Origin of the sequence: Mycobacterium sp., from assembly GCF_050701515.1 — a bacterium.
Lineage (GTDB): Bacteria > Actinomycetota > Actinomycetes > Mycobacteriales > Mycobacteriaceae > Mycobacterium.
On the sequence record NZ_JBOGDB010000260.1, the window covers coordinates 1 to 12,497 of the forward strand.

The 12,497-nt window shown below is 67.6% G+C and carries 16 protein-coding genes; 3 read left to right on the plus strand and 13 right to left on the minus strand.

Translation table 11 applies throughout. The features are described 5' to 3' along the window. The 4 genes from ACRDU5_RS19515 to ACRDU5_RS19530 form a co-directional block, all read right to left on the minus strand. A partial coding sequence (locus tag ACRDU5_RS19515; RefSeq protein ID WP_526616427.1) for an SAM-dependent methyltransferase occupies positions 1-243 on the minus strand: 243 nt, incomplete at its 3' end. Beyond that, a complete protein-coding gene (gene hemC, locus ACRDU5_RS19520) occupies positions 240-1,184 on the minus strand; it encodes a hydroxymethylbilane synthase (RefSeq protein WP_526616429.1) in 945 nt (314 codons plus the stop codon). The genes ACRDU5_RS19515 and hemC, both read right to left, overlap by 4 nt. A 4-nt stretch (positions 1,185-1,188) precedes the next feature. Further along, positions 1,189-2,532 carry a glutamyl-tRNA reductase gene (locus ACRDU5_RS19525; RefSeq protein WP_526616430.1) on the minus strand — a complete coding sequence of 448 codons (1,344 nt, stop codon included), beginning with the start codon at positions 2,530-2,532 and terminating at the stop codon, positions 1,189-1,191. 54 nt (positions 2,533-2,586) lie between these two features. Beyond that, positions 2,587-2,847 carry a glutaredoxin family protein gene (locus ACRDU5_RS19530; protein WP_526616432.1) on the minus strand — a complete coding sequence of 87 codons (261 nt, stop codon included), beginning with the start codon at positions 2,845-2,847 and terminating at the stop codon, positions 2,587-2,589. A gap of 39 nt (positions 2,848-2,886) precedes the next feature. Here ACRDU5_RS19530 and ACRDU5_RS19535 point away from each other — a divergent pair, with 39 nt between their 5' ends. Both ACRDU5_RS19535 and ACRDU5_RS19540 read left to right on the plus strand, forming a co-directional pair. After that, positions 2,887-3,780, plus strand: a complete 894-nt coding sequence (locus ACRDU5_RS19535) for an HAD family hydrolase (protein ID WP_526616433.1) — start codon at positions 2,887-2,889, stop codon at positions 3,778-3,780. Positions 3,781-3,819: 39 nt separating this feature from the next. After that, positions 3,820-4,356: an FAS1-like dehydratase domain-containing protein gene (locus ACRDU5_RS19540; protein WP_526616434.1), complete on the plus strand. Its 537-nt coding sequence runs from the start codon at positions 3,820-3,822 to the stop codon at positions 4,354-4,356. Between the two features lie 31 nt (positions 4,357-4,387). On the opposite strand, the gene ACRDU5_RS19545 is transcribed toward ACRDU5_RS19540, so the two are convergent. From ACRDU5_RS19545 to ACRDU5_RS19585, 9 genes are all read right to left on the minus strand, one after another. Beyond that, the gene (locus ACRDU5_RS19545) at positions 4,388-5,458 is read right to left on the minus strand and encodes a lysophospholipid acyltransferase family protein (protein WP_526616446.1); all 1,071 of its coding nucleotides are present in this window, start codon (positions 5,456-5,458) and stop codon (positions 4,388-4,390) included. A 31-nt stretch (positions 5,459-5,489) separates the two neighbouring features. Further along, a complete protein-coding gene (locus tag ACRDU5_RS19550; RefSeq protein ID WP_526616435.1) occupies positions 5,490-6,590 on the minus strand; it encodes an SDR family oxidoreductase in 1,101 nt (366 codons plus the stop codon). A gap of 29 nt (positions 6,591-6,619) precedes the next feature. Beyond that, positions 6,620-6,721, minus strand: a complete 102-nt coding sequence (locus tag ACRDU5_RS19555; RefSeq protein ID WP_003402602.1) for a 30S ribosomal protein bS22 — start codon at positions 6,719-6,721, stop codon at positions 6,620-6,622. 98 nt (positions 6,722-6,819) lie between these two features. After that, complete coding sequence (locus tag ACRDU5_RS19560) at positions 6,820-7,083, minus strand: helix-turn-helix domain-containing protein (RefSeq protein WP_526616437.1); 264 nt, start codon at positions 7,081-7,083, stop codon at positions 6,820-6,822. Between the two features lie 137 nt (positions 7,084-7,220). Continuing rightward, positions 7,221-8,093, minus strand: coding sequence for a pyrroline-5-carboxylate reductase (gene proC, locus ACRDU5_RS19565; protein WP_526616439.1), 873 nt, complete (start codon positions 8,091-8,093; stop codon positions 7,221-7,223). A gap of 27 nt (positions 8,094-8,120) precedes the next feature. Continuing rightward, complete coding sequence (locus ACRDU5_RS19570; RefSeq protein ID WP_526616440.1) at positions 8,121-8,933, minus strand: acyl-CoA thioesterase; 813 nt, start codon at positions 8,931-8,933, stop codon at positions 8,121-8,123. Positions 8,934-8,952: 19 nt separating this feature from the next. After that, positions 8,953-9,798 (minus strand): sugar phosphate isomerase/epimerase family protein, encoded by an 846-nt coding sequence (locus tag ACRDU5_RS19575; protein WP_526616441.1) that lies wholly within the window; start codon positions 9,796-9,798, stop codon positions 8,953-8,955. A 15-nt stretch (positions 9,799-9,813) separates the two neighbouring features. Continuing rightward, a complete protein-coding gene (locus ACRDU5_RS19580) occupies positions 9,814-10,701 on the minus strand; it encodes an Rv0497 family membrane protein (protein ID WP_526616442.1) in 888 nt (295 codons plus the stop codon). A 24-nt stretch (positions 10,702-10,725) separates the two neighbouring features. Then, a complete protein-coding gene (locus tag ACRDU5_RS19585; protein WP_526616443.1) occupies positions 10,726-11,697 on the minus strand; it encodes a Ppx/GppA family phosphatase in 972 nt (323 codons plus the stop codon). A 96-nt stretch (positions 11,698-11,793) separates the two neighbouring features. Here ACRDU5_RS19585 and ACRDU5_RS19590 point away from each other — a divergent pair. Then, on the plus strand, positions 11,794-12,497 hold a 704-nt coding region (locus ACRDU5_RS19590; RefSeq protein WP_526616444.1), incomplete at its 3' end, for a DUF3109 family protein.

The window sequence follows — 12,497 nt, forward strand, 5'->3', positions numbered from 1 at the left end:
CGGGGTCTGCGCATCGGTGTCGGTGTCGGTGTCGGTCGCGGCATCGGCCTGCGCGGGCCCCGACGGCGGCGGCAGCTCGGACCCGACCAGGGCCAGCACCGCTTCGGGGACGTCGGGGTCGGTAAAGACCAGCGCGGCGTTGGCGAGCACCGTCCGCGCCCGCGTCGTCAGCAGGCCCGGGTCGCCGGGCCCGGAGCCAACGAACGTGATGCGGCCGGGCTTCTGCTTACGCCCTCGCGTCATCTGTCACTCCGCTCTACAGCCAACAGATCGCGTGCCCCCAGTTCGAACAACTCCGCGGCGACCGAGAGACCAAGCTCTCGTGCCCGCTCGGGAGCCCCGATGCCGGACGCACGGATCACGTCGGATCCGTCCAGCGTCGCCACGCAGCCGCGCAGCGACAGCTCTTCGAAGACGCGGCCGTCCTCATCGATGGACTCGACCACCTCGGCGATCGCGCCCACCGGTGCGGAGCAACCCGCCTCCAGTTCGGCGAGCAGGACTCGTTCGGCGGTGACTGCGGCGCGCGTGTCGGCGTCGTCCAACTCCGCCAGCAGCGCGGCAAGCTCGGTGTCGCCTGCGCGGCACTCGACCGCGAGCGCACCTTGAGCCGGCGCTGGCAACATCTGCACCGGCTCGAGAGTCTCGGTGACGTCGTCCAGTCGCCCGATGCGGGCCAGTCCCGCGCGTGCTACCACGACGCCGTCGAGATCACCGTTGCTAACCCTGTTCAACCTGGTATCAAGGTTGCCTCTTAGGGGGCGGATTTCCAAACCGAGACCCAATGCTCTAAGCTGTGCGGCCCGTCGCGGGCTTGACGTGCCGATCACCGAGCCCACCGGCAACTCTCCCAGCACCAGTCCGTCGCGGGCCACCAAGGCGTCCCTGGCGTCTTCCCGCTGGGGTATCGCGGCGATGACGAACCGCGGATCGGAGGCGGTCGGCAAATCCTTGTACGAATGCACGGCCATGTCCACCCGGCCGTCGTGGATGGCCTCGCGCAGCGCGGCGGTGAACACGCCCACGCCGATGGTGGCGATCGGCTCAGTGGATCGGTCGCCTTCGGTCGCGATGATGACCAACTCGGCGGGATGCCCCTTGGCCACCAGGGCGTCTTTGATGGCACCGGCCTGGGTCTTCGCCAATAGGCTGCCCCGGGTGCCTATCCGGATTACTTCTGCCAAACGTCTACTCACGTTTGTCGAGATCGGTTGTCACGAAAGGCATTTCAGGCCCCGCTACGGCATCGACGGCCTGCGGATCCAGTTCGAACAACTCACGCAGCGCTTCGGCGTAGCTGTCGCCGCCGGGGGCGCCGGCCAGCTGTTTCACCCGTACCGTCGGGGCGTGCAGCAGCTTGTCGACGACCCGTCGCACGGTGCGGGCCACCTCGTCGCGGTGTGCGGCCTCCAATCCGGGCAGCCGGTTGTCCAGCCGCAGCAACTCCGCCTCGACCACGTCGGCGGCCCGCTGGCGCAGCGCGGTCACCGTCGGCGTGACCTCGGACATCCGCTGTCCGGCCAGGTAGTTGGCCACCTCCGCGGCGACGATCGTGCGGGCGGCCTCGGTGTCGGATGCCGCGGCGCGTGCCGACGGTTCCCGCTGGATCCGTTCCATGTCGACGACCCAGACACCGGGCAGGCCGGCCACCGACGGGTCGACATCGCGCGGCATGCCCAGATCGCAGATCACCAGGTCGTGCTCCTCGGCGCGGCGGGCCAGGGCGTGGTGCACGTCGGCAAGCGACACCACCGGGCGAACCGCGCCGGTACAGCAGACGACCACGTCGGCGTCGCTCAACACGGATGGAACGCCGTCCAGCGGCACCGCGTCGGCCTGCACGCCGGATTCGGACAGCGTCCGGGCCAGTCGCCGGGCTCGCGGCAGCGACCGGTTCACGATGTGTGCCTTGGTCACACCGGCGCGGGCCAGGTGTTTCGCCGACAGCGCGCCCATCGCGCCGGCGCCGATGACGACGGCGGTGCGCCCGGCCAGCCCGTTCAGCTTGGCGTCGGCCATGCCGAGCGCGACGGACACCACCGACGCTCCGGCGGCGTCGATCCCGGTTTCGGAGTGCACCCGCTTGCCGACCGACAGCGCCTGCTGGGCCAGCTCGTGCAGGGTGCGGCCGACGGTGTGGTTGGCCTCGGCGGCGGCGTAGGCGCGGCGGACCTGGCCCAGCACCTGCTGTTCGCCGATGACCGCCGAATCCAGGCCGCTGGCCACCGCGAACAGATGCTCGACGGCGGCCTCGGCGTAGCGCACGTAGGCGTACTTGGTCAGGTCGTTCAACGACATGGCGGAATGCTCGGCGAGCACCTGCCCGATCACCGAAAGGCCGCCGTGGAAGGCCTCGACCACCGCGTAGACCTCGACGCGGTTGCAGGTGGACAGCACCATGGCCTCGGTCACCAGCGACGACTGCAGCACCTGGTCGACGATCTTGGCTTGATCGGACTCGTCGGTGCTCAACTGCTCCAGCACGGAGACCGGCGCGCTACGGTGCGAAACCCCGAAAAGCAGCACGCTCATGGCTTCATCACCACGTTAACCAAGGTAATCGCTGCACGGCTCGGCCACCAAATTTCAACGGCCGGCCAGATCTGACCGCAGCCGGGCCTCGTCGAGCTCCCAGTAGCTGTGCTCTCTGCCATCGAGCAGCACCACCGGCAGCCGGTCGCCGAACTCGGCGCGCAGCGCCGGACTGCCCGCTGCGGCCTCGGCGTCGACGTCGGTGGTCGTCAGGTCGAATCCGAGCTCGTCGGCCAGCTCGGCCAGCCGGGCCGCGGAGCGCTCGCAGATGGAGCATCCGTCCCGGGTGAGCAACACGACTTGGGCCCGGTTCACGAGGTAAGTATCCGCATCCGAGTGACCTAGGGTTGAGAGGTGTCCGACTCCGTTGGTGACGAAGCCGCCACGCAGGCGCTCGCCGGCGACGCCAGCGCCGAGGCCGCGGTCACTCACCTCGCCGAAGAAGAGGCCGGCAGCCCGCCGCTGGCTCCGCCGCCCGATCTCACCGCGGCCGCGTTCTTCGACGTCGACAACACGCTGGTGCAAGGGTCCTCGCTGGTGCATTTCGCCCGCGGGCTGGCCGCGCGCAAGTACTTCACCTACGGCGACTTGATCCGATTCGTCTACGCGCAGGCCAAGTTTCAGCTCACCGGCCGGGAGAACAGCGACGATGTGGCCGCCGGCAGGCGCAAGGCGCTGGCGTTCATCGAGGGCCGGTCCACCGCCGAACTGGTGGCAGTCGGCGAGGAGATCTTCGACGAGATCATCGCGGACAAGATCTGGCCCGGCACCCGCGCGCTGGCCGAGATGCACCTCGACGCCGGCCAACAGGTATGGCTGGTCACCGCGACCCCCTATGAACTGGCCGCGACCATCGCCAGCCGGCTCGCACTGACCGGCGCGTTGGGCACCGTTGCCGAATCCGTCGACGGCGTGTTCACCGGGCGCCTGGTCGGCGACGTCCTGCACGGCAGCGGCAAGGCCCACGCGGTGCGGTCGCTGGCCATCCGCGAGGGCCTCAACCTGCGGCGCTGCACCGCCTACTCGGACAGCTTCAACGACGTGCCGATGCTGTCGCTGGTCGGAACGGCCGTTGCCATCAACCCCGACGCCGACCTGCGCGACCTGGCCCGCGAGCGGGGCTGGGAGATCCGTGATTTCCGCACCGCCCGCAAGGCCGCCCGGATCGGGGTGCCGTCGGCGCTGGCGCTGGGCGCGGCGGGCGGCGCACTGGCCGCCATCGTGTCGCGGCGTCAAGAGGGCAGATGATTCGCCCGCTCTAAGTGCGCTGATAGGCTCGCGCCAGCCATGGCCATTGCAGAAGACATCATCGGAACCCACTACCGGTATCCGGACTATTTCGAGGTCGACCGCGAGAAGGTCCGGGAGTTCGCACAAGCGGTCAAGGACGACCATCCGGCCCACTACAGCGAGGAGGCCGCCAACGAGGCCGGCTACGCCGCGCTGGTGGCGTCGTTGACGTTCCTCGCTGTTGCCGGCCGCAAGGTGCAACTGGAAATCTTCAAACACTTCGCGATCCCGATCAACATGGAGCGGGTGCTGCACCGCGACCAGAAGATCAGGTTTCACCGGCCGATATTCGCCGGCGACAAGCTGTGGTTCGACTCCTACCTCGACTCGGTCATCGAGGCGCACGGCACCGTGGTCAGCGAGATCCGCGGTGAGGTCTCAGATGACGACGGTGAGCCGGTGATCACCAGCATCGTCACCGTCATCGGCGAGGCCGCCCACGACGACGAGGCGGACGAAGTGAGCGCGACGATCGCCGCCCGTCGCGACGCCGCCATCGCCAAAATGATTGCCGGGCAAAGTTCCAAGAGCTGAAGCGGCCACGCCCGAGCGGCTGGCCGAATCCTCAGCCGAGGAACATGTTCCTGCGGTTGGCCAGCAACTGATAGAGCGTCTGCTGGATGGTTTCGCGGACCTGGTCGGTCAGCTCGAACGTGACCATCGGATCGTCGGCGGCCGCGTCGTCGTAGTCGGCGGTCGAAATCGGCTCGCCGAACTGGATGTGCCACTTGGACGGCAACGGCACCAACCCGACCGGTCCGGCCAGCGGGAACAGCGGGGTGATCGGGAAGTACGGCACGCCCAGCAGCCGGGCCAACAGCTTGACGTCGGCGATCATCGGGTAGATCTCCTCGGACCCGACGATCGAGCACGGCACGATCGGTGCCTTGGTGCGCAGGGCGGCCGCGACAAAGCCTCCGCGACCGAATCGCTGCAGCTTGTAACGGTCCTTGAAGTGCTTGCCCAGGCCCTTGTAGCCCTCCGGGAAAACGGCGGTCAGCTCGCCGGCGGCCAGCAGCCGGTGCGCGTCGGCGGTGCACGCCACGGTGTGGCCGGCCTTGCGCGCCGCCTGGCCGAGCATCGGCATGTCGAACACCATGTCGGCGGCAAGCAGCCGTAGATCCCGGTTGGTGGGGTGCTTGTCGTGCACGGCCACCGATGTCATCAGGCCGTCGAACGGCAGCACCCCGGCGTGGTTGGCCACCACCAGCGCGGCACCGGTTTCCGGCAGGTTCTCGATGCCACTGACGTCGACGCGGAACCACTGCTTGAAGAACACTCGCAGCAAAGGCAAGAACACCGAATTGTTGAGGTGCGGATCGTAGCCGAATTCGTCGACCGTGTAGTCGCCCATCATCCGCTTGCGGACAAACTCAGCAACCGAGGCGATCCGCTTGGCGAGCTCGTTGGGTGTGTCGTCTGACGACTGCGCCCCACCGGCAGCGGACCGACGGTCGTCGATCTCGCGGACGACGGCAGCCATCTGCTCGGCCGAAGCCCGGCCACCCGAGTCGGTCAGCAGGGAGGGATGTCGGCGCGCACTGTCAGCGCGCTGGGCAGCGCGCCGCTGAGCCGCTGGGCCCGTATTCGTATGCAGCGGAATCACTTTCGCCTTGGATTCGCCCGCCACGTCGATACCTTCTCCCCACCCGATTTCGAGTCTGTTTTTAACGTCCCCAACGTTGCGCCGCCGATACGGCGCGACTCTCCATTGAGCGTACCCATCGAGGATCGATGATCGGAGTCAATCCTCGACCACGTACGTAATCGTCGAAAGCCTCCGCCGTTGTCCACTTGGGGCTATAGCCTAAGTCGTTGCGCATCCGCGTGGTGTCCATGACGCGGCCATAGCTCAAGTAGTCCAACTGTTCGCGATCCACCTCAGTGTAGCGAGTTGCGCGCCATAGCGAATCCACGGCCCAAAGTGCGAACCGCGGTACCGGCAACGGGACCCGCCCCGCTCGCCGGATCGCCTGAGACATCATGATGACGCCCGGGGCGCCGACGTTGTAGGTGCCGGCCAAGCCGGCCATCGTCGCGCGCTCCAGCGCACCGAGCGCGTCCTGTTCGTGCAGCAGTTGCAGCCGGGCGTCCTGGCCGACCACCGTCGGCACCACCGGCCCGGCCAGATACCGCGACAGCGCGGTGTCCATCGCGGGGCCGATCATGTTGGCCAGCCGCAGGATGGTGACCGCAATGTCGGGCCTGCGGCGGCCGAGACCCCGCGCATAGCCCTCGATGTCGATGCTGTCGCGGGCGAAGCCCTCGCCGGGCGGCCGCCGGCTGCTGGAATCCTCGGTGAACAGCACCGGATCACGGGCGCTGGAGCCGTACACCTCGGAGGTGGACTTGAGTACGACCCGGCGCACCGACGGCGCCTTCTGGCACGCCGCGAACAGCTGGATCGCGCCCATCACGTTCAGTTCCTTCAGCGCCGCCCGGCCGCCGGAGCGCGGAGCGTAGGACGCCGCGGCCGCGTGCACCACGGTGTCGACGTCGCCATTGCGGATGACTTTGGCGATGAACGGGTTACGAATGTCGGCGCGGACGAACTCCGCCCGGCCCATCCGGCGCAGCAGATCCTTGCTCGGCGCGATCGCATCCACCGCGATGACGTGGTTGATCAACGGGTTCTGCGCCAGCCTGGCGATCAGATATCCGCCCAGAAACCGGCATGCGCCGGTAACCAGCACGACCTTGGGGTGGTGCGGGGTGTCATCGTTGTCGTGCCCAGGGGTACGGCCCCCGGAGCGACCCTCAGAATCCATCCGGTCAGCCTATCGACGGGAACGCGAAGCTACTTGCCGAGCTTTCTGCGCTGCACCCGGGTGCGACGAAGCAGCTTGCGGTGCTTCTTTTTCGACATGCGCTTGCGCCGCTTCTTGATGACTGAACCCATGAACTCCGCTACCTGGTTATTTCAAGACGTCTTCAAGCCCACTTGACTCGACCCGGACACCTTACCGGGCGGCCGAGGCCAATCAGAAAACGCCGCGTCTAACCAGCGTCGAAGTACGAGGTCTCCAACAGGTCGTGGACGGCCTTGGCGTGCACCCGGAACGACCGGCCGACCCGGACTGCGGGCAGTTCGCCGTTGTGCACCAGGCGGTAGACCGTCATCTTGCTGACCCTCATCAAGCTGGCCACTTCGGCGACGGTGAGAAATTGAGCACGCGGCGGCTGGCTGTCGGAAGCCCCACTTTCCCGTGCATGCTTCCCGCTCGCCGAGTCCCGCCCCGACGGCCCGTTCATAGACGTCATCGCAACCCAATCCTTCAGGCACGGGTGTTCCAGCGGCTTCCCCACCGCTGGCACCAACACGTGCTTACACCAGGAGAATAGCGGGGCAATTGGGGTTATTGCGACGGGTGTGGGCTAATCGGTTCAAATTCGTTGAATTACCCTGATGTGATTCCAAGCTGGGCAGATCGCTGTTTTGCGGCCTCAACGGCCTCGGCGATGGCCGCCCGAAGCCCACCCCGCTCGAGTTCCCGCAGACCAGCCGCGGTTGTGCCGCCGGGCGAGGTCACCGTGGCACGCAATTGGGCGGCCGTGGTGTCCATTGCGGTGCCCATTGCTGCGTCGCCCGCCGGCTGCTGCGCGTCGAGACGTTCCAGCAACATCGCGGCCGATCCGGCCATGGTATGTACGACCAGGTCGGTGGCCACCGGCCGAGACAGCCCCGCCGCGACGCCGGCGTCCACCAACGCCTCGACCACCAGGAAGAAGTAGGCCGGGCCGGATCCCGACACCGCGGTCACGGCGTCCAGCTGCGATTCCGGCACGGTCAGCACGCCGCCGACCGCGTTGAAGATCGCCGACACTTCCTTGAGTTGTTCGGCGGTGGCGAACCGGCCAGGGGCAAGGGCGCTGACTCCCCCGCCGACGACGACGGGCGCATTGGGCATCACCCGCACGACCGGTGATCCGGCCGGCAGTTTCGCCTCGTAGTAATCGGTGGTCACGCCCGCAGCGACACTGACGAAAACCTGCTCGGCGCTGTCGCTTTCGGCATGCGCGGCAGCATCGGCGATCTCCTCGACGACCGAAGCCACGTCAGCGGGTTTGGTCGAGACGATGACGAAGGTGGCGTTCTCGGCCGCCTCGGCCACCGTGGTCACCAGCACCGAGTACGTCTCCGACAGGTACTTCGCTCGGTCCTGGTCCTTTTCTGCCACCACCAGGTCCTTTACCTGCCGGCCCCCGCGCAGCAGCCCCGCCAGCAGCGCTTCGCCGATACTTCCACCGCCGATGATCGCGATCCTTGCCACGGGTGAAAGCATTGCAGACGCCCGCGGCTACTCCGGGGGCGGCACCATCGCGAGTTGGCGACTCTGCACGACGACGCGTCCCTCGCAGTCGACCACGATGTGGTCCTCGTCGAACCAGTCCTGGCCGATCTGCACCGTGGTACAGAGCACGCGCAACCAGCCGTCGGCCGGCAGCGCACGCAGATAGGCGGTCAGCTGCACCGTGGGCGCCCAGCCCCGCCGGTTCACCCCGAACGTCACCGGCGCCGACACGTCGCCGCACAGCAGCGCAAACAGCACGTCGGGGGCGACACCCTTCGGGCGCACCCAATACTCGATCACCGGCGGACCGCCATCCGAGCGCGGCTCCATCGTCGTCAACGACGGCCGAATGTCACAGCCGTGCGCCAGATGCACGATGTCCGCCATCGGATGGCCCGGTCCGATCGGCTCGAGACCCGGCGGCGGCTCCGGCGTCATCAAGGGCACCACCGGGTTGACCGACAATAGCGGCGGCACGTGATGCTCGGGGTCGCCCAGCGTGACCGCTGCCCGCACCGCCGTGCGATCGCCCTGATTCAGCTCCACGTCGACCAGGCTGACCCGCCGGCCGCGCTTGCGCACGGTGGTGACCAGCCGAAGGGGTCCGGGATCCGGGGCCCACAGAAAGTTTCCGGACAGCGCAACCGGTTCCACAGCACCGCCGTGCTCGGTGCGGGCCGCATTCGCGCACAGTGCCAGCATCGCCCCGCCATGCACCTTGGGCCCGATCGTCCAGTGCTCGTTCAGCTCGCCCGCATAGCAGCCGTCACCGGCCGCCATGAGCGCCATCGCGTCGGTGAACAGGGTGGATCCTGGCATCGGGTGTTCCTTCGTCGATTCAGCGCAGCAGGTAGGCGCGGGCGAACTGCAGCGATTCGTGCAGCAGTGATTCGCGTTCGTTCGCGGTCCGCGCGCCCGACGTGGTGATTTCGAGGATGACGTGGCCGGAGAAGCTGCCGCCGGCCAGCATTTCGCAGATCTCGACCGTGGGCTGGGTGCCGCGGCCGGGCACCAGATGCTCGTCGGTGGGTGCCCCGCTGCCGTCGCACAGGTGCAGATGCACGAGCCCGTCGCCCATCCGGCGGGCCATGTCGATCGCGTCGGTGCGCGCCGTCGCGGTGTGTGACAGGTCGAGCGTGTAGTGCGCGTGATTGCCGTCCAGCGGGTCATAGGACGGCGCGAACGCCGAAACGCCCGGCCCCGGCCTGCCGCCACGCTTACGCATCCGGTCAACCGACGTCTGGCCGCCCCCGAAGAACCGGTCGGCGCGGAACGGAAACATGTTCTCCACGGCCACCATCACGTCGCTGCCGGCCTCGAGGTCGGCGACCTGCTCGGCGAACCCCTCGGCGTAACGGCGCTGCCAGCGGAACGGCGGATGCACCACCACGGTCTGGGCGCCGAGCTGTTCGGCGGCGCGCACGCTGCGATCCAGCTTGGATATCGGGTTGGCGCCCCACACCCGCTGCGAGATCAGCAGGCACGGCGCATGCACCGACAGCACCGGCATCTCGTAACGCCTCGACAGTTGCTCGATGGCTCCAATATCTTGGCTGACCGATTCGGCCCACACCATCAGTTCCACGCCGTCGTAGCCGAGCCGGGCCGCGTACTCGAAGGCGGCCTCGGTCCTCAGCGGGTAGACCGAGGCCGTCGACAGACCGACCTTGATGGCGGGGCGCACTGTGTGGTTCGGCGCCTAGCCCGATTGCAGCAGCGCCAACGGCCCAAGGGTCACCAGCGCGCCGACCGCCACCGCGATCAGTGTGCTGCCGATGTCCTCGGTCTTGCGCACCACGCGCACACCAACCACAAGGCCGAGGATGACCAGCACGGACAGCACCAGGGCGACGATGTTGTTCCACTTCCACAACTGGTCGAACGCGATGAACAGGCCGCCGCCGAAGGCCACCGCGACGATGCACTGACCGACGATCCAGGCGCCGCGCACGAACGCCGACATCGGCGTCTCTTCGGCGGTTTCGACATCGTCCTCGACGTCGAGGTCGTCGTAGTCGTCGTAGCGAGGAGTGCGGCGGCGGGCCAGGTCGTCGGCCACCGTCTGGCCTCCGAACAGCGTCGAATCCGTGGAGCGCAGGTACGACGGCAGCTCGTCGACGTCGTCGGTTTCCGGCGCGGGCGTGGTGGCCAGCGCCGGCTCGGTCACGTCGGCGGCCTCGATCGCCTCGTCGTCGTCGTCGACGTCAAGGGGATCGGGGCTCATCTGCTCGGCGCCAACGGCCGCCGAAGCGGGGTATCGCCGCTGCGCATGGGCATAGTGCGGGCGCCGCGGCCGCTCGAAGCCGGGTTCTTCTTCCACCACCTGGTCGACGGTGCCGCTGCTGGAGATCGGGCCGGTGAACTCGTCACCCTCGTCATCGGCGGGGGCCGCGGCCTCACCGTGCGGCGCGTCGGAGATGATCGGGATCTCGCCGGTCAGCTCGGCGACCGAGATGGAGTCGGAATCGCCGCGCCGACGCCGGCGCCGGCCGCCAACGGGCGGGGCTCCGATCGTTCCGTTTTTTGCCAGCAGTTCCGCGACCGATATCGGTCGGGTGCTGCTGTGGCTGTCTTCTGGTCCTGTCATCGTTGTGCCTCTGGGCCTACTTACCTACCGTGCCGCATCTCGTACGGACGTCTCAACCAAGGCGGTTCCGTCAGCTTCGCTGTCGAGTTTCCGCAGAATCAGGCCTTCCCGCAACGCCCACGGGCAGATGTCCACGGTCTCAATCGCCAGCGCTCGCATACTCGCCTCCGCTACCAACGCTCCGGCCACGATCTGTGGCGCCCGTTCGGCGCTCACCCCTTCCAACTCTGCTCGGTCAGCCGCGGTCATCCTAGAGATGAATGCTATGACCTGCCGAAGTCCGGTAGCTGTCAGTGTCCTCTTTACCCGCGGCCCCGCGCCGGACGGCGCGGCCCCGGTGAGTCGCGCCAGCGAGCGGAACGTCTTGGATGTGGCGACCGCCAGGTCGGGGCTGCCAGCCTTGAGCATAGTGGCGCCCGCGTCGGCAAGCTCGGTGGCCAGCCAGTCGCGCAACATGCCCACCCGGCGCCGGCCCGGCGGATCGTCGGGCAGCCATTCCCTGGTCAACCGGCTAGCACCGAGCGGAAGCGACAGCGCCACCTCGGGCTCCTCGTCGACGCCGTTGGACAATTCCAGCGAACCGCCGCCGATGTCGATGTTGATGATCCTGCCAGCGCTCCAGCCATACCAGCGCCGCACCGCCAGGAACGTCAACCGCGACTCATCGACCCCACTGAGCACCTGCAGCGATGCGCCGGTCTCGGCGAGCACCCGGGCCAGCACGTCCTCGGAGTTCTTGGCGTCGCGGACGGCCGAGGTGGCAAACGCCATCAACTCCGCACAGCCGGAGCTGGCGGCGATCTTGGCCAACTCGTCGATGGTGCCGATCAACTTGTCGGCGCCCTTGCGGGTCAACTTGCCCGAGCTGTCGATGGCTTCGGCGAGCCGCAGCGGCACCTTGGTGGAACTCATCGGCGTCGGATGGCCACCGCGGCGAGCGTCCACCACCAACAGGTGGACGGTGTTGCTGCCCACGTCAAGCACGCCCAGTCGCACGCATTCAACCTAATGGGTGTGCCGGTGAGGTTCGTGAGCGGATCGCCGCCGTGGCTACTTAGCATTCGGCGGCAATCGGCGCTAGCGTTGGATTCTGTGACGGCAGAACATCCCGGCGAGGTCGAACCGGACTTCGCCCGCGAATGGGTGGAGTTCTACGACCCGGACAACCCCGAACACCTGATCGCCGCCGACCTGACCTGGCTGCTGTCGCGGTGGACGTGCGTGTTCGGCACGCCCGCGTGTCAGGGCACGGTGGAAGGCCGGCCTGACGATGGATGCTGCTCGCACGGCGCGTTCCTCACCGACAAGGACGACCGCGCCCGGCTGGACGACGCGGTCACCAAGCTGACCGACGAGGATTGGCAGTTCCGGGAAAAGGGCTTGGGCCGGAAGGGTTATCTGGAGAAGGACGAGTACGACGGCAAGCCGAACCTGCGCACGCGGAAGCACAAGGGCGCCTGTATCTTCCTGAATCGGCCCGGCTTTCGCGGCGGCATCGGATGTGCGCTGCACATCAAGGCGCTCAAGCTGGGCGTGGAGCCGCTGACGATGAAGCCGGATGTCTGCTGGCAGTTACCGATCCGGCGCAACCAGGAATGGGTGAAGCGGCCGGACGGCAGCGAGGTTCTCAAGACCACCATCACCGAGTATGACCGGCGCGCCTGGGGTGAGGGCGGTGCCGACCTGCACTGGTTCTGCACCGGTGATCCCGCCGCGCATGTCGGTTCGAAGCAGGTCTGGCAGTCTTATGCAGCCGAGCTGACCGAGCTGTTAGGCGAGAAGGCCTATGCGGAGCT